Origin of the sequence: Dactylosporangium aurantiacum (assembly GCF_000716715.1) — a bacterium.
GTDB lineage: Bacteria > Actinomycetota > Actinomycetes > Mycobacteriales > Micromonosporaceae > Dactylosporangium > Dactylosporangium aurantiacum.
Genome location: NZ_JNYJ01000054.1, coordinates 80,892 through 96,477 on the forward strand (window position 1 = coordinate 80,892; position 15,586 = coordinate 96,477).

Consider the following 15,586-nt stretch of genomic DNA (forward strand, 5'->3'; position numbering starts at 1 on the left):
CCAGGATACGGACGGTGACGGATCGTGCCAGCGGAATTTTATCGATTCATATGACTTTGGCATGTGTGAATGCCGCATTCATGTGCGAACCGGGTCGAAAAGGCAGCGAACGTGCCGCCTGCGTTTTGCACATCGCAGGCGGCACGATCCTTCAGGTCACTAGAGGACCCGGTTGAGCAGGTGGTACGCCTCGTCGTAACCGGCCAGATCACGCCGGTCCTGACTGCGGGAACGAGCCTCGAACGCCCGCATGAGCGCCCGCTTGACCTGGCCGAACGTGAGCATGTCCGACGACGTGAAGAGGGTGACCCGCACACCCTGGTGGTGGCCCACCAGGTGCAGGGTCCGGGGCGTGAGCGCCCGTGACGTCGAACCGACCATCGGCGGCGCGACGATCGCCGCGAAGGCGAAAAGGTACTCGCCCGCCGAGTCGATCACCGGCCACGCGACAAGCACGCCGAATACGGCCAGCACTCCGATCACCATGAGAACGATCCGCGCCGGGTGGATCGAACCGCGGACGACGTGCACCCCCTGCACCTCGTCCAGCACGAAAACCCGGGGCTCCGGTGACCACAGGGCGAGGATCTCCTCCGTGATCATCAGGTCGGTACTTCGGTAATACACCGTCGCTGACATTGCTCCCCCTCCCGTCTCGGGCAATGCATCGCGGTCGTCCGTGCTGCGAGGTGGCTCAGCGGGTCCCCATCCGCGAGCGAACCACCACACAGTCAGAGTCGGCTGTCGATCCGTGTCCGGCCCCCACCGGACACGTGAGCGGTTGAGACCCTGGCCGTCCATCCGCCACATCAGTATGGATGAGGTGTCTCACAGATCGCTAGACTTCAACCTGCCATATCGCAGATTGACGTACCACGAGTCGCCGCACCACACGCAACGGAGGCAACAGGTCACGGACCGCGCCCGACCCGGTAGAGGTCAGGGCCGGGCGAGCAGCGTGCCGGCGTGCTTGCGGGCGTCGTCGCTCCACGGGGCCGGGCGCAGCGTGCCCGGGTCGAGCTTCACGTTGACCCGGCGGCCCTCGGCGTGCACGGTCGCGCCGTCCGCGGACAGGATGCGGAAGCGGTACACGGCGCTCGTCTCACCGAGGGACTCCAGCCAGAAGTGGACGCCGATCTCGCCGGTGCCGCGGACCGGGGTCCGGTACGAGATCGAGTACTCGGCGACCGCGTGCATCACGTCCGAGGTGGTCGGGCGGCCGCCGGCGTAGGAGTGGCCGCGGTCGCTCCACCACTGGGACAGGGCGCGTTCCAGGAAGACCGCGTAGCGGGCGTTGTGCACGATGCCCATGGCGTCGAGGTCGTCGAAGTGCACGACGAACGGTGCCAGGTGGCCGGGCAGGACTGCGGTGGTCATCTCACGCCTCCGGGAGCAGGTCGGGTGCCGGGGTCAGGCCGCGGAGCCGCTGGAGGGCGGCCACCCGCGCGTATGTGTAGATCGCATCCGCCTGCAGCAGCCGCGACTCGTACACCGCGGCGGTGCCCAGCGCGTTGAGCTCGAACGCGAGCTGTGCGGGGGACACGTCGTGGCGCAGCTCGCCGAGCTCGACGGCCTCGGTGATCAGCCGCTCCAGCAGCGCGTGCCAGTCGGCGAGGGCCGCGCTCAGGGCGTCACGGACGCTGCCGGGGCGCACGGTGAACTCGAACTGCGCGTTGGCGAAGAAGCAGCCGCCGGGCAGCGCGCCGCCGGCCAGGTCCGCCAGGCGGCTCTCCTGCAGCGCCCACAGGCGCCGGATGCCGCGGGGGGCCCGCAGCGCCGGCCGCACGACCACCTGGGTGAAGCGGTGCCCGGCATGCGCGACGGCGGCCAGCTGCAGCTCCTCCTTGGTGGACCAGTGCGCGAACAGGCCGGACTTGCTGACTCCGGCCCGCTCCGCGAGCTGGCTGAACGACAGCCCGTCCAGGCCCGACTCGGTCGCCAGGGCCACCGCCGCGTCGAGGGTCGCGGTGCGGGCGCGTTCGCCGCGCAGGAGGCGGCCGTCGACGGTCGACATGGCGTCGACGGTACCAAACAATAAAACCGATCGGTCGGTTAGTTTTCTGTGGGCAGGCTCACCGTCACGACGAGGCCGCCACCGTCGCGGGGACGCGCGTCCACCCGGCCGCCGTGCGCGACCGCGACCGACCGCACGATCGACAGCCCCAGCCCGGTGCCCTGCCCGGAGCCCTTGCCGGACCCGGTCCGCGACCGCAGCCGGCGGAACGGTTCGAACAGCCCCGGCACCTCGTACGCGGGCACCGCCGGACCGGTGTTCTCCACGACCAGCTCGGCCCGCGCCCCGCTCGTACGGGTCCGCACCCACACCTCGCCGCCGGGCACGTTGTACGCCAAAGCGTTGTCGACCAGGTTCTGCACCACCCGCTCCAGCAGGACCGGGTCGCCGGTGGTCGGCGCGGGTTCGAGGGACACCTCGCCGACCCGGCCGGCCGTGACGTGCCGGGCGATCTCCGCGACGTCCACCTTCTCGTGCACGGTCAGCGCCTGTTCGGAGGCGACCAGCGTCAGCAGGCCGTCGATCAGCCGCTCGTGCCGCGCGTTGACGGCGAGCAGCGTCTCACCGAGGTGGACCAGCTCCGGCGGCGGCGCGGGCCGGCCCAGCGCCACCTCGATCAGCGTCCGGTTGATCGTCAGCGGGGTGCGCAGCTCGTGCGACGCGTTGGCCACGAATCGCCGCTGCCCGTCGAACGCGGCGTCCAGCCGCTCCAGCATCGAGTCGAACGTGTCGGCCAGCTCCTTGATCTCGTCGGCCGGGCCCTGCAGCGCGATCCGCTCGTGCAGGCTGCCGCCGGCGACCCGGCGCGCGGTCTCGGTGATCCGGCCGACCGGGCGCAGCGCCCGCTCGGCCATCAGCCAGCCGAACCCGACGCCGATCACCGTCACCAGCCCGAGCGCGATCGCGCCCTGGGTGAGCAAAGCGTTGAGGGTGTTGCGCTCGATCTGCTCCTGGCGCGCCTGCAGCTGCTCGACGAACGAGTTGACCGCCACGTTGCCGATCTTGATCTCCGCCGGCAGGTCCACGGTCGTGCCCGCGCCCCGCTGGTGGATGTTCTGCTTGACGAGGAAGTACGTGACGCCGAGCAGGATCGTGCCGCCCAGCAGGAACAGCACCCCGTACAAAACGGTCAACCTCGTCCGAATGCCCAGCTTGCTCATGGGATCTGGTACCCGACGCCGGCCACGGTCTCGATCACCGGCGGGTCGCCGAGCTTGCGCCGCAGCGTCATCACCGTCACCCGCAGCACGTTGGTGAACGGGTCGATGTGCTCGTCCCACGCCCGCTCCAGCAGCTGCTCGGCGCTGACCACCGCGCCGCCGGCCCGCAGCAGCTCCTCGAGCACCGCGAACTCCTTGCGGGTCAGCGCCACGTAGTGCCCCGCCCGGAAGACCTCCCGGCGGCTCGGGTCGAGGCGCAGGTCGCCGCGCTCCAGCACCGGCGGGGTCGCCGCCCGGGCCCGCCGGCCCAGCGCACGGACCCGCGCGACCAGCTCCGCGAACGCGAACGGCTTGCCGAGGTAGTCGTCGGCGCCGAGCGACAGCCCGTCGACCCGGTCGAGGACCGCCGAGGCGGCCGTCAGCATCAGGATCCGGGTCTCGGGCAGCTCGGCGCTCACCCACCGGCACACGTCGTCGCCGCCGACCGACGGCAGGTCCCGGTCCAGGACCAGCACGTCGTACTCGTTGACCCCGAGCCGCTGCAGCGCGCCGTCGCCGTCGTAGGCCACGTCGACCGCGAACGACTCCCGCCGCAGCCCTTCGGCGACCGCGTCGGCCAGCAGCTGCTCGTCCTCCACCACCAGTACCCGCACAGGGTCCATGGTGCCGGGACCCGGCGTAAGCCCGGGATAAGCCGCGGCGCTGACGGCCCTCTTATCGCCGGTTTCGTCTCCTGCCCGTATGAGACACATCGTGTTGACGGCGGCGGTGCTGCTGCTGGCCGCCTGCTCCTCCACCACCGGCCCCTCGGTCGCCACCGCCGGCGGCGGCACCGCGGCGTCCTCGTCACCTTCGAACACGGCCCCGGACAAGGCCGAGGCCAACCGGCGCTTCGCCAAGTGCATGCGCGAGCACGGTGTCGAGGTGCCCGACCCCGGGCCGGACGGCAACCTGCAGCTGGGCGGCGACGTCGACCGCGGCAAGGCGGCCGAGGCCATGTCGGCCTGCCAGCAGCTGCTGCCCAACGGCGGGACGCTGCGCAACCTGTCGCCCGAGCAGCTCGACCAGGCGCGCGCGTTCGCGAAGTGCATGCGCGAGCACGGCATCGACATGCCGGACCCCGACCCGGCCAGCGGCATCGCGGACCTGCTCGGCAACGGCGCGATCGACGTGAACAGCCCGGCGTTCCGGGACGCGGCCAACGCCTGCAAGAGCGCGGTGGGCCGGTGAGGCGGTGGCCGGCCGTGGCGCTGCCGGCCGTGCTGCTCGCGGCCGGGGGCGGCTGGCTGCTGCTGGACCGCGACGCCGCGCCCGCCACCGAGCGGACCCCGCCGGCGTCCACGACGATCACCCGCGGGACGCTCACGCAGACGGAGGACGTCGACGGCACCCTCGACTACGGCCCCGCCACGACCGTCGCCGGCCGGTTGCCCGGCATGATCACCGGCCTGCCCGCCGAGGGCGGCACCGTCCAGCGCGGCCAGCCGCTGTATCACGTCGACGGGCTGCCGGTCCTGCTCATGTACGCGACCGCGCCGCTGTTCCGGGCGCTGCGCGCCGGCGACAAGGGGGCCGACGTCACCGCGTTCGAGAGCAACCTCGCGGCGCTGGGGTACGGCGGGTTCACCGTCGACGACACGTACACGGCCGCGACGGCGTCGGCGGTGCGCGACTGGCAGGAGCGGCTCGGCCTGCCCGAGACCGGGGTCGTCGAGCTGGGCCGGGTCGTGACGGCGCCGGCCGCGGTCCGCGTCGGCGCGGTCAAGGCGCACCTCGGCGACAACGCCACCGGCCCGGTCCTGGAGTGGACCGGCCAGACCCGGCAGGTCACCGTGCGGCTCGACGTCACCCGGCAGTCCCTCGCCACGGTCGGCGACCAGGCCACGGTGAAGCTCCCCGACGGCGCCACCGTGCCCGGCACCATCACCGCGATCGGCGCCGTCGCCACCGCCCAGCCGGCCCCGCAGGGACAGTCGCCGGTCGTCACCGTCGACGTGACCGTCTCGCTGCCGCCGGACGCGCAGCCGAGGCTCGGCGCCTACTCCTCCGCGCCCGTCGACGTCACCCTCGTCGCCGAACGCCGCGACGACGTGCTGATCGTGCCGGTGTCGGCGCTCGTGGCGCTCGCCGAGGGCGGGTACGGGCTGCAGCTGCTCGACGGGGGCTCGGTGCGCACCGTCGCCGTCACGACCGGCCTGTTCGCCGACGGCCGGGTCGAGGTCTCCGGTCCCGGCATCAGTGCGGGGCTCACCGTGGGGACGGCCGCATGATCGAGCTGAAGGACGTGCGGAAGTCGTACCCGGGCGGCGTCACGGCACTCGACGGGGTGTCGCTGTCGGTCGCGGCCGGCGAGATGCTCGCGATCGTCGGCCCTTCGGGCTCGGGCAAGTCGACCATGCTCAACCTCATCGGCACCCTCGACCGGGCCAGCGGCGGCACCGTCGAGATCGCCGGCCTGGACGTCGGCACGCTCGACGACGACCGGCTGTCCCGGCTGCGGGCGCGCACGATCGGGTTCGTCTTCCAGCAGTTCCACCTCGCGGCCGGGGTCAGCGCCCTGGACAACGTCGCCGACGGGCTGCTCTACGCGGGGGTGCCGCGGTCCGAGCGGCGGCGGCGGGCGCTGCTCGCGCTCGACCGGGTCGGCCTCGGCCACCGCGTCACGCACCGGCCCCACCAGCTGTCCGGCGGCGAACGCCAGCGCGTCGCGGTCGCCCGTGCCATCGTCGGCGCGCCGGCGCTGCTGCTCGCCGACGAGCCGACCGGCAACCTCGACACCGCCGCCGGCACGGCCGTCCTGTCCCTCCTGCGGGACCTGCACGCCGACGGCACCACTGTGATCATCATCACCCACGACCGGGACATCGCCGCGGCTCTGCCCCGCCGCGTCCAGATGCGCGACGGGAGGATCCAGTGAGGCTGTCCATCCTCGACGTGGTCCGGGTCGGCGGCGCCGGCCTGCGGGCCCGGCCGTTACGGGTCGTGCTGTCGGCCCTCGGCATCGCGATCGGCATCGCCGCCATGGTCGCCGTCGTGGGCATCGCCACGTCCAGCCGGGCGCAGGTCGACCGGCAACTGGACGCCCTCGGCACCAACCTGCTGTCGGTCGGCCCGGGCACCTCGTTCTTCGGCGACGCGGCACACCTGCCGACGACCTCGCCGCAGATGGTGGCCAGGATCGGACCGGTCACGGACGTGTCCTCGACGGGACGGGTCGCCGCCGCCCGGGTGTACCGCACCGACCGCATCTCCGTCACGGAGACCGGCGGCATCGCGGTCCTGGCCGCCTCGCCCGGCCTGCTGCCCACCGTCGGCGGCGCCGTGGCGACCGGCTCGTGGCTCGGCACCGGGTCCGTCCCGGCCGTCGTGCTCGGCGCGCGCGCCGCCACCCTGCTCGGCGTCGGCCCCGGCCTGCTGGTGTGGCTCGGCGACCACTGGTTCACCGTCGTGGGGGTGTTGTCGCCGGTACCGCTCGCGCCGGAGCTCGACTCCGCGGCCCTCGTCGGCTGGACGGTCGCGACGTCGACGCTCGGCTTCGACGGCCACCCGACCACCATCTACACGCGCGCCCGGCCCGACGCGGTCACCGCGGTCGCCGGTGTCCTGGCCGCCACCGCCAACCCTTCGGCCCCCAACGAGGTGCGGGTGTCCCGGCCGTCGGACGCCCTCGCCGCCCGGGCCGCCCTGGACGAGACGTTCACCGGCCTGCTGCTCGGCCTCGGCGCGGTCGCACTGCTGGTCGGCGGCGTCGGCGTGGCCAACACCATGGTCATCTCGGTGCTGGAGCGCCGCGCCGAGATCGGGCTGCGCCGGGCCCTGGGCGCCCGCCGGGCGCAGGTCCGGCTGCAGTTCCTGACCGAGTCGCTGCTGCTGTCCCTGGCCGGCGGGCTGGCCGGGGTGCTGCTGGGCTCAGCGGTGACCGCGGTGTACGCCGCGACCCGATCCTGGCCCTTCGCCGTGCCCTGGTGGATCCTCGGCTGCGGGCTGCTGGCGACGCTGGTGATCGGCGGGCTGGCCGGGCTGTACCCCGCGATGCGGGCCGCCCGGCTCTCCCCGACAGTGGCGTTGGCAGGTGCTTAGCCTCGCAGTTCTCAGCTGACGATCGTCTTGAGCGCGATCTCCACCATCTGGCTGAACGTCTGCTCCCGCTCCTGCGCCGTGGTCCGCTCGCCGGTCTTGATGTGGTCGCTGACCGTCAGCAGCGTCAGCGCCCGCGCCTGGAACCGCGCGGCGATCGTGTACAGCGCCGCCGACTCCATCTCCACGGCGAGCACGCCGTAGTCCGCGAGCCGGTCGTAGAGGTCGGGCCGATCCGTGTAGAACGCGTCAGCGGCCAGGATCGGCCCGACCCGCATGCTGATGCCCCGCGCCTCGGCCACGTCGACCGCCGTGCGCAGCAGCCCGAAGTCCGCCACCGGCGCGTAGTCGATCAGCCCGTCGAACCTGGCCCGGTTCATGTTCGAGTCGGTGCTGGACCCGATCGCCGCCACCACGTCGCGCAGCTTGAGCGACTCGACCAGCGCCCCGCAGCTGCCCACCCGGATGAGCGCCTTCACCCCGTAGTCGTTGATCAGCTCATGCGCGTAGATGCTGGCCGAGGGCATCCCCATCCCCGACCCCTGGACGCTGACCCGCGTCCCCTCGAACGTCCCCGTGAACCCGAACATGTTGCGCACCGTCGAGTAACAGCGGGCATCCTCGAGGAACGTCTCCGCGATCCACTTGGCCCGCAGGGGGTCTCCCGGCATGAGGACAAGTTCCGCGATGTCGCCCGGCTCGGCGCCGATGTGCGTGCTCATGACCCTGATCCTGCCAAACGGCGATCCCCCGCGCGGACGCGGATGGGCATCCGGTAGCCTTCTCGGCGGTGGCGTGTCCGAGTGGCCTAAGGAGCACGCCTCGAAAGCGTGTGAAGGTGCAAGCCTTCCCGGGGTTCGAATCCCCGCGCCACCGCACTCGGCCAGCACGAACGCCCGGGCATCTCCCTTCGGGGATGGCCGGGCGTTCGCCATTCTGGTCTCAGTTCCGCACGCCTCGGTTTGGACCGGAAGCTCAGAATAGGGTGGGGTTGCTGCCTTGCCGGCGACCAGTCACGATCCGCAGGACCTCGTTGCACATGAACAGCCGGTTGACTCGGCGTCCCGTGATCTCGTGGAGGATCCCGTGTTTCACGAGTTTCGCGACGGCCTGATTGGCGGTCTCGAAGGGCTTCCTCAACAGATTGGCGGCCGTGGGTACATCGATCACGGGGAAACCGATCAGCATTTCCGCCAACTCCAACGCGGCACTTCGCACACCGGCATCCCGCAGGGATTTCACCATTGCTTCCTTCAGAGCCACCAAGTCAAGGGTCGCTTGGACCGCGTCGTCGGCCTGCACGCGCACGCCCTCCGAGATGAACGACACCCATGAGTCGAAGTCTCCGGTGAGGCTTACATCGAGCAAACCCTCGATGTACTCGTGTTTGTGCTCATCGAGCCAGGGTGCAAGGCTCAGAACCGGCTGACGAAGAACACCGTCCTGCATCAGTTGAAGGAGCATGATTAGGCGTCCGAGTCTGCCGTTACCGTTGTTGTACGGATGCAATGCCTCGAACTGATAGTGGCCCAGTGCCAGCTTCACAATCGGTGATATATAGTTCTCGGCGTTGATCCACTTCTCCCACTCGCTGAAACCTTCCTCCAGGTGGCTTCCAGGCGGTGCGGGAACAAGTCGGGCGTCGGTGACCGGCCGACCTTTGCTACCGATCGCGACCTGGTGACGCCGAAGATCACCCGCCTCGTAGGAGTCGTCCGGCGTACCGGCGACGATCTCTTTCTGTGTCTGACCTAAAAGGGTGCGACTGATGGGATAGGTCTTCAGCAGACGCAGTGCCGTCTCCGTGGCGCGTACGTAGTTGAAGATCTCGCGCTGCTCGGTCGTTTGCTGGCTTTCGGCAAGGAAGTCCGCCTCAAGAACCTCGTCGAACGCTGCGTAGGTGCCCTCGAGCGCGGAGGTGCTCACCGCTTCACGACGGATGATCGGGCGGACGAGCAGCTGCGGGTTGGGTATCTGAGCGACGGCCTGGTCGAGGCGAGCGACGGCCATCGCAGCCTTCGTAGCCAGATCGAGGGTCCGCAGTTGTAGCGCCGGGCTGGCCGGCAAGGGGTTTGGCACATAGGCGAAGTAGTGAAAGTCAGTTCCAGTTCGTAGGTCTGCGCCGGTGATCGGGACCAACTGGCCGGTTTGGGAGCGTCGGAGCGCGTCGAGGTCCACGTTCATGATTATGGACGAAATCCTGAACGCCTCGCTCCAGCATTCAGGGTTCCCTGAACCCGTCGGCCATCAATTCAGGAGAAGCCCGAAGATCCTGAACGTCGGTCACTGTGACTCAGATCTCCCACGCCGTGCTGCGGATGGACCCTCGCTGCTTCGTCGCGGCGGCCGATCGTCTCAGTCCTCGTCTCATTCGCCTGCGTCCGTCGGCGCTCAGGGGTGTCCGCCACGCTTCCCACGCTTACATCGCGGGCAGTCCAGGCCACCACCGGACGCAGGTGGGCAAACCTCGAGAGCGTGTGGAGGTGCAAGCCTTCCCGGGGTTCGAATCCCGGCGCCACCGCACTCGGCCAGCACGAACGCCCGGCACCTCCCCTCGGAGGGACCGGACGTTCGGCGCTCCAGTCTCATTTCGTCTCAGTTGCGGTCGCCCCGGTGCGCGGCGACTCTCACCCGCCTGAGGTCAGGTGGGGCAGGAGCTTGGTGGCAGCTTCCACGACCGACCGGGCCTCGGCGTGCGCCTCCGTGCCTCGGCCGCAGTGGTGCCGGCCTCCTGGGCGGACGGGTACTCCAATCGTCGGGTTCACCGGAAGGCCGAGGCGATCCTGCGCCGCGTCCGCCGCCGCATGGACGGCGGCGCGCGCGGGGGTGCCGACCACCAGCACATCCACGTCGTTGGGCAGGGCTCCCGGTTGGCCGTCGTGCCGTGCCGCCCAGGAACCGTCGATATACACGCGTCGTACGTCGTGACGCGGTGCTCGGTGGCAGCCCGCAGAAGCCGGGTCCGGCCGACCTTGCGGTCGTGGACCAGGCGCGGGACCGGGCGTTCGTTGTTTCCTGCGTTGCGCCGTGTTCCACCGATCGGGTCGGGTGCGCGGCGGCGCGGTCAGCGGTGGCCGGCGAAGAAGGCGCGCAGCAGGGCCGCGGACTCGGCGGCCAGGACCCCGGCGAGGACCTCGGGGCGGTGGGTGAGCCGGCGGTCGCGCAGGACGTCCCACAGAGAGCCGGCCGCGCCGGTCTTGGGCTCCCACGCGCCGAAGACCACGGTGCCGACGCGGGACAGGACGAGGGCGCCGGCGCACATCGTGCAGGGTTCGACGGTGACGACCAGGGCGCAGTCCTCCAGCCGCCACGCGCCGAGGCGGGTGGCGGCGCGGCGCAGCGCGAGGATCTCGGCGTGGGCGGTCGGGTCGCCGGTGGCCTCCCGCTCGTTGTGGGCGGCGCCGAGCTCGGTGCCGTCGGGGCCGAGGACGACCGCCCCGATCGGCACGTCGGGGCCGGCGGACGCGGCGACCTGCAGGGCGCGCCGCATCGCCGGCTCCCAGCGCTGGAGCACGGGCGTCAGGCCTCGCGCAGCTCTTCGATCTCGTCGCCGGCGCCGATCGCCTGGCAGATCTCCGCGGTGAGGTCGGCCGGGAGCATGCCCTCCTGGGCGCACAGCTCCAGCAGGCGCCCGCCGGGCAGGCCCAGGTCGGCGAGGAGCTCGGGATCGCCGACCGGCTCGATGTCGGGCTCGGCCGACGGCCGCTCGTCCTCGTCCTCGTCCTCGTCGGTGTCGTCGACCTCTTCGTCGGCGATCTCCGGCAGCTGCTCCTCGATGTCGCCGAGGAGGATGGCGCCGAGGCGGGACTCCGCGGCGAAGACCGAGTCGGAGCCGAAGATCCGCAGGTCCTCACCGTCGTCGAGGCGCAGGATCACCAGATACGCGTCGTCGGACTCGACGAACAGCAGCGACACCGTTGCGTCCGGGTCGGTGTCCCGGAGGCGTTCGGTGATCTCCTCGACGTCGGCGACGCCAGTGAGGTCGAGCTCGGCCGCGGCCCAGCTCTTGGAGCCGCGTGTGACAGCGGCAGCGAAGTGCGACACGGTCCCCCCGGTCGGTGTTCGTCGTTACCCGAGAACACTATTCGAGCAGATCGGCGGTTGGCGCAGGGCTAGTCGGCGAGTCGTCGGCGAGTCGCGATCAGCTCGCGGAGACGGTCGGCGCGCAGACGGCGTGGATGGAGCCGCTCGCGAAGCGCTTTCGCGTCCGCGAGCTCGACCAGCAGCGCGAGCCGCCGACGACGCCGCTCGGGATCGAGCCGCTGCAGCCTCAAAGCCATGTTGCTGAGAGTGATGCTCGCCGCAATCCACGTCAAGACCACGCGGGAAAGTCCTTGTGCCAGCTACCCAGTGTGAGCGAACGCGCCTCACAGCGCAGTGAGACCAGCTACCAGAGGAGCCAGTCGCCGCCGGCCAGCCGGTACGCCACGACGATCCCACCGATCGCCACGGCGATGCCGCTGGACACCGCGACCCCGACCGCGACGCCGCGGTCGCCGAACCTCGCAAGGATGAACGACGCGGCCCACGCGACCACCCCGGCGATCAGGGTGAGCCAGATGTAGCCGCGGGCGGAGGTGGCGAGCAGGCCGAAGAGCAGCATCCAGGCGGCCCCGGCGGCGGCGCCGGCGGTGACCTTCGGGCTGCGCACGGGCAGCGGCTCGCGGTACGTGGGCCGCGGCGGCCCCTGGGTGACCACGAACGGCGGCGGCCGCAGCACGCCCTGCCAGGCGCCGTAGGAGGCGGCGGGGGTGAGCGGGCGGGTGGCGCTGAGCCGCGGCGGCGGGCCGATGACCGGCGGCCCGTTCGCGCCCGGCCAGGTGGAGCGAACGGCGGTCACGCCGGACGCGCCGTTGGGCGCCGGCGGCACCGGATGGGCGCTGCTGGGCATGGCGGGCGCCGGGCCCGCTGGGCGCGAGGCGTCCGGCGAGCTCCACGGCGACTCGTTCACTGCCACGAAAAAGAGCTTAGCCCGGCCGCCCCAGGGGGACGACCGGGCCGAGCCACGCGACCTACCGGAGGAAGGGCCTGACGGCACCGGCTAGCTGAACAGCGCGATCCGCTTCTGCGTCACCCCGCCGATGGTGGTGAACTCGCCACCGGCCACGATCTGGCCGATCGCCGGGTTGGCCGCCATGGCCCGCACGCCGGCGACGCCGTTGCCCTGCGGCGCCCAGTCGAGCAGCTTGCCGTGTCCGTCGATCGCGGCGAGCTTCACCCGCGACACGGACCCGTCGGTGCAGGCGCCCTGGCTGCCGTTGTTGTTGGTGGTGCAGGCCTTGTCGTAGTGGCCGCCGACGTACGCGACGCCGTCGAGCACGGCGACGGCCTGGACGTCGCCGTCGAAGACCCGGGTCCACAGCGCCTTGCCGGTGGGACTGTAGGCGACCGCGCGTCCGCCCGTGCCGCCCATGCCGACGTAGATCCCGTCCGGGCCGACCGCCACCGCCAGCACGATCGCCGACGGCCGCGGCAGGAAGGTCTTGTCCAGCCTGCCGTCGACCGCGTCGACGGCGGTGAGCCGCAGCGTGTTGCTGACCCCGTTGGTCTTGTGGAAGGAGCCGCCGAGGTACACCTTGCCGGCCGCCACGGCGAGCGCCTCGACGCGGTCGTCGGTGGTGGGTGTCCACGCCGCGTCGAGCTCGCCGGTGGCGAGGCTGAACGCGGCGAGGTTGGTCCGCTTGGCGGTGTCGACCGCGGTGAACTTGCCGCCGACGTACAGCCGGCCGCCGCCCACCCCCAGGGTGACCGGCGAGCCGGACACCGCGTGGTTGAAGGCGGCGACGGCGCCGGTGGTCGCGTCGAGCCGGGCGAGCGAGTCCCGCTTGGCCCCGCCGACGGTCGAGAAGTCACCGGCCGCATACACAGAGTCACCGTGCACCGCGAGGGCACGGACGGTGCCGTCCGCGGCCGGCGCCCAGTCCAGCAGCGCGCCGGTGTGCGCGTTGATCGCCGCCAGCCGGCTCCGGGCGACGCTCTTGCCATTGACGATCGCCTTGCCGAACGATCCGCCGACGTACACGGTCGAGCCGTCGGTGGAGTAGGCCACGGCCCAGACGGTGCCGTCGAAGGAGGGCGAGAGCAGCGGCGTCTTCTCGACCACCGAGGCGCTGGCCGAGGCCCCGCCGAACAGGCCGCACACCGTCGTGGCGGCCGCCGCCACGAGCACCGTTCTCACCATTTGCCGGAAAAGTCGCATGAGGCACACGCTAACGGGTAGTAACCGCCCAATTTGCACGGAACCGGCACGCTTAAGGCGTTCGGCGGCCGTCCCGAGCCGAACGGGTGATCGGGTGGTGTGCGAGAGTTCCGCAGTGCGTGATGCGACGTTGAACGTGGCGGTGATCGGACTCGGACTGATCGGCGGATCGGTCCTGCGCGCGCTCGCGGCGCGGGGGCATCAGGTCAGCGGTTACGACGCCGACCCGGCCACCAGGGCGACCGCCCGCACCGCCGCCGCCCAGGCGCCGGCCAACGCCCGGTGGCACGTCACCGCGACCGTCGCCGACGCCGTGCGCGACGCCGACCTGGCCGTCGTCGCCGTGCCGCTGCCCGCCGTCGGAGGGGTCTTCGACGAGCTGGCGTCGCTCGCGTACGTGGGGGTCGTCACCGACGTCACCTCCGTGAAGGGTCCCGTGCGGGACCTGGCCCTCGACCGGCTCCGCACCGGCGGGCAGTCCCTCGCCACCTTCATCGGCGGCCACCCGATGGCCGGCCGCGAGACGTCCGGCTTCACCGCCGCCGACCCGCGACTGTTCGACGGCTGCGCCTGGGTGCTGTGCCTGGAGGAGGACGGCGCCGGCCTGCGCGACTGGATCGAGCTGGCCGCGCTCGTCACCGGCCTCGGCGCCCGGGTCGTGCCGGCCACCGCCGAGGAGCACGACCAGGCGGTCGCCACGATCTCGCACGTGCCGCACCTCGTCGCCGCCGCCGTCGCGGCCCGCATCACCACCGACCCGCTCGCCGGCACCCTCGGCGCGGGCTCGTTCCGGGACGGCACCCGGGTCGCCGCCGCCCGCCCCGAGCTCACCGCGGCGATGTGCGGCGGCAACGCCGAGGCGGTCCGCGCGGCCCTCGACGCCGTGCTCGCCGACCTCGCCGCGGCGCGGGCCGCCCTCGACGGCGCCGACCCGATCACCGCGCTGGTGCCGTGGCTGACGCCCGGCCACACCGCGCGGCAGGCCTGGCCGCCGGTGCCCGGCGAGACGGCCGACCTGCCCGCGCGCGCCGACGTCCTGCTGCGCCTGGGTCGCGTCGGCGGCTGGGTCGAGTCGGTCGCCGACGACGGCAGGACCGTCCACGCGGTCCGACCCGCCTGAGAGCACCGCCGGCAAGGCACCGCCGGCAAGGCACCGCCGGCGCCAAGGTGAAACCGTCAGGGGCGCCAGACGCGGGTGTCGGTGACGATGGCGGTGACCAGGGAGGCCGGGGTCACGTCGAAGGCCGGGTTCACCGCCTCGGTGCCCGGAGGGGCCGACGCGCCGGCGACCTCGGCGGCGCCCCGGTCCTCGATCTCGACCTCGGCGCCGGACGGCGTGGACAGGTCGACGGTGGACTCGGGCGCGACGCAGATGAACGGGATGCCCGCCGCCCGGGCGCCCAGGGCATGCGCGTAGCTGCCGACCTTGTTGACCACGTCGCCGTTGGCGCAGATCCGGTCCGCGCCCAGGATGACGGCGTCGACCTCGCCGCGGGCCATGAGGAACGGCCCGGCCGAGTCGACGGCGAGGCGGTGCGGGATGCCGGCGCGGGCCAGCTCCCAGGTGGTGAGCCGGGCGCCCTGCAGCAGGGGGCGGGTCTCGCTGGCGACGACCTCGCCGAGGGCGGCGCGGCGGTGCAGCTCGAAGGCGACGGCGAGCGCGGTCCCGCCCGTCACGGTGCACAGGGCGCCGGTGTTGCAGTGGGTCAGCAGGCGGACGCCGGGACCGCACAGGGAGGTGACGAGGTCGGCGCCGAGGCGGCCCATCTCGCCGGAGGAGTGGATCTCCTCGTCGCGGACGCGCAGCGCCTCGTCGAGCACCGCGGAGAAGGACGGCAGGTGCGCGGCGGCCCGGCGGGCGCCGCGGGCGAGGTTGACCGCGGTCGGCCGGGCGGTCTCGACGCGGCGGACCAGCTCGGCGACGACCGCCGGGTCGCGGGACGCGGCGGCGGCCAGCGCGACGCCCATGGCGCCGGCCACGCCCAGGGCCGGCGCGCCCCGCACGGCCAACCGCTGGATGGCGTCGACCAGCTCATCCACAGTGGACAGCCGCAGCCAGACCGTCTCGCCGGGCAGGCGGGTCTGGTCGACGATGACGACGGCCCCGTCGACCCAGTCGATCGTTCGCATGGCAAC

Annotated in this window: 18 protein-coding genes and 1 tRNA gene; 6 read left to right on the forward strand and 13 right to left on the reverse strand. The window is 72.1% G+C overall.

Annotated elements, in window-relative coordinates:
• Nucleotides 1-159: 159 nt before the first annotated feature.
• The 5 genes from OP18_RS42360 to OP18_RS42380 form a co-directional block, all read right to left on the reverse strand.
• The gene (locus OP18_RS42360; protein WP_156090168.1) at nucleotides 160-639 is read right to left on the reverse strand and encodes a DUF6232 family protein; all 480 of its coding nucleotides are present in this window, start codon (nucleotides 637-639) and stop codon (nucleotides 160-162) included.
• Between the two features lie 300 nt (nucleotides 640-939).
• Nucleotides 940-1,377 carry an acyl-CoA thioesterase gene (locus OP18_RS42365; protein WP_033364933.1) on the reverse strand — a complete coding sequence of 146 codons (438 nt, stop codon included), beginning with the start codon at nucleotides 1,375-1,377 and terminating at the stop codon, nucleotides 940-942.
• 1 nt (nucleotide 1,378) lies between these two features.
• Complete coding sequence (locus OP18_RS42370) at nucleotides 1,379-2,014, reverse strand: TetR/AcrR family transcriptional regulator (protein ID WP_033364934.1); 636 nt, start codon at nucleotides 2,012-2,014, stop codon at nucleotides 1,379-1,381.
• Between the two features lie 38 nt (nucleotides 2,015-2,052).
• Nucleotides 2,053-3,174 (reverse strand): sensor histidine kinase, encoded by a 1,122-nt coding sequence (locus OP18_RS42375; RefSeq protein ID WP_033364935.1) that lies wholly within the window; start codon nucleotides 3,172-3,174, stop codon nucleotides 2,053-2,055.
• Nucleotides 3,171-3,827, reverse strand: a complete 657-nt coding sequence (locus OP18_RS42380; RefSeq protein WP_033364937.1) for a response regulator transcription factor — start codon at nucleotides 3,825-3,827, stop codon at nucleotides 3,171-3,173. The genes OP18_RS42375 and OP18_RS42380 overlap by 4 nt, the downstream gene beginning before the upstream one ends.
• An 88-nt stretch (nucleotides 3,828-3,915) precedes the next feature.
• Between OP18_RS42380 and OP18_RS42385 the strand changes: the two genes are divergently transcribed.
• Genes OP18_RS42385 through OP18_RS42400 form a run of 4 tightly spaced genes read left to right on the forward strand, consistent with a single transcriptional unit; the run spans nucleotide 3,916 to nucleotide 7,254 of the window.
• Nucleotides 3,916-4,404 carry a hypothetical protein gene (locus tag OP18_RS42385; RefSeq protein WP_033364938.1) on the forward strand — a complete coding sequence of 163 codons (489 nt, stop codon included), beginning with the start codon at nucleotides 3,916-3,918 and terminating at the stop codon, nucleotides 4,402-4,404.
• On the forward strand, nucleotides 4,401-5,444 hold the full coding sequence (locus OP18_RS42390; protein WP_033364939.1) for an efflux RND transporter periplasmic adaptor subunit: 1,044 nt from the start codon (nucleotides 4,401-4,403) through the stop codon (nucleotides 5,442-5,444). Before OP18_RS42385 ends, OP18_RS42390 begins: the two co-directional genes overlap by 4 nt.
• Nucleotides 5,441-6,091, forward strand: a complete 651-nt coding sequence (locus tag OP18_RS42395) for an ABC transporter ATP-binding protein (protein ID WP_033364941.1) — start codon at nucleotides 5,441-5,443, stop codon at nucleotides 6,089-6,091. Before OP18_RS42390 ends, OP18_RS42395 begins: the two co-directional genes overlap by 4 nt.
• Nucleotides 6,088-7,254: an ABC transporter permease gene (locus tag OP18_RS42400; protein ID WP_033364942.1), complete on the forward strand. Its 1,167-nt coding sequence runs from the start codon at nucleotides 6,088-6,090 to the stop codon at nucleotides 7,252-7,254. The genes OP18_RS42395 and OP18_RS42400 overlap by 4 nt, the downstream gene beginning before the upstream one ends.
• Before the next feature lie 11 nt (nucleotides 7,255-7,265).
• On the opposite strand, the gene deoD is transcribed toward OP18_RS42400, so the two are convergent.
• Nucleotides 7,266-7,973, reverse strand: coding sequence for a purine-nucleoside phosphorylase (gene deoD / locus OP18_RS42405; RefSeq protein ID WP_033364943.1), 708 nt, complete (start codon nucleotides 7,971-7,973; stop codon nucleotides 7,266-7,268).
• A 67-nt stretch (nucleotides 7,974-8,040) separates the two neighbouring features.
• Here deoD and OP18_RS42410 point away from each other — a divergent pair.
• Nucleotides 8,041-8,127 (forward strand) — tRNA-Ser (locus OP18_RS42410).
• 99 nt (nucleotides 8,128-8,226) lie between these two features.
• Here OP18_RS42410 and OP18_RS42415 read toward each other — a convergent pair.
• The 6 genes from OP18_RS42415 to OP18_RS42445 form a co-directional block, all read right to left on the reverse strand.
• The gene (locus tag OP18_RS42415; protein ID WP_033365039.1) at nucleotides 8,227-9,429 is read right to left on the reverse strand and encodes a Fic family protein; all 1,203 of its coding nucleotides are present in this window, start codon (nucleotides 9,427-9,429) and stop codon (nucleotides 8,227-8,229) included.
• A gap of 886 nt (nucleotides 9,430-10,315) precedes the next feature.
• Nucleotides 10,316-10,741, reverse strand: a complete 426-nt coding sequence (locus OP18_RS42420) for a nucleoside deaminase (RefSeq protein ID WP_052388186.1) — start codon at nucleotides 10,739-10,741, stop codon at nucleotides 10,316-10,318.
• 29 nt (nucleotides 10,742-10,770) lie between these two features.
• The gene (locus OP18_RS42425; RefSeq protein ID WP_033364944.1) at nucleotides 10,771-11,295 is read right to left on the reverse strand and encodes a tRNA adenosine deaminase-associated protein; all 525 of its coding nucleotides are present in this window, start codon (nucleotides 11,293-11,295) and stop codon (nucleotides 10,771-10,773) included.
• A gap of 68 nt (nucleotides 11,296-11,363) precedes the next feature.
• On the reverse strand, nucleotides 11,364-11,573 hold the full coding sequence (locus OP18_RS42430; protein ID WP_033364945.1) for a hypothetical protein: 210 nt from the start codon (nucleotides 11,571-11,573) through the stop codon (nucleotides 11,364-11,366).
• Between the two features lie 65 nt (nucleotides 11,574-11,638).
• Nucleotides 11,639-12,208 (reverse strand): hypothetical protein, encoded by a 570-nt coding sequence (locus OP18_RS61345; RefSeq protein ID WP_245635717.1) that lies wholly within the window; start codon nucleotides 12,206-12,208, stop codon nucleotides 11,639-11,641.
• A gap of 84 nt (nucleotides 12,209-12,292) precedes the next feature.
• Nucleotides 12,293-13,432: a PQQ-binding-like beta-propeller repeat protein gene (locus tag OP18_RS42445; protein WP_245635718.1), complete on the reverse strand. Its 1,140-nt coding sequence runs from the start codon at nucleotides 13,430-13,432 to the stop codon at nucleotides 12,293-12,295.
• 16 nt (nucleotides 13,433-13,448) lie between these two features.
• Here OP18_RS42445 and OP18_RS42450 point away from each other — a divergent pair, with 16 nt between their 5' ends.
• Complete coding sequence (locus tag OP18_RS42450; protein WP_260709938.1) at nucleotides 13,449-14,570, forward strand: prephenate dehydrogenase; 1,122 nt, start codon at nucleotides 13,449-13,451, stop codon at nucleotides 14,568-14,570.
• 56 nt (nucleotides 14,571-14,626) lie between these two features.
• Here the strand turns inward: OP18_RS42450 and mtnA are convergent, their stop codons facing one another.
• Nucleotides 14,627-15,580: an S-methyl-5-thioribose-1-phosphate isomerase gene (gene mtnA, locus OP18_RS42455; RefSeq protein WP_033364949.1), complete on the reverse strand. Its 954-nt coding sequence runs from the start codon at nucleotides 15,578-15,580 to the stop codon at nucleotides 14,627-14,629.
• Nucleotides 15,581-15,586: the final 6 nt, after the last annotated feature.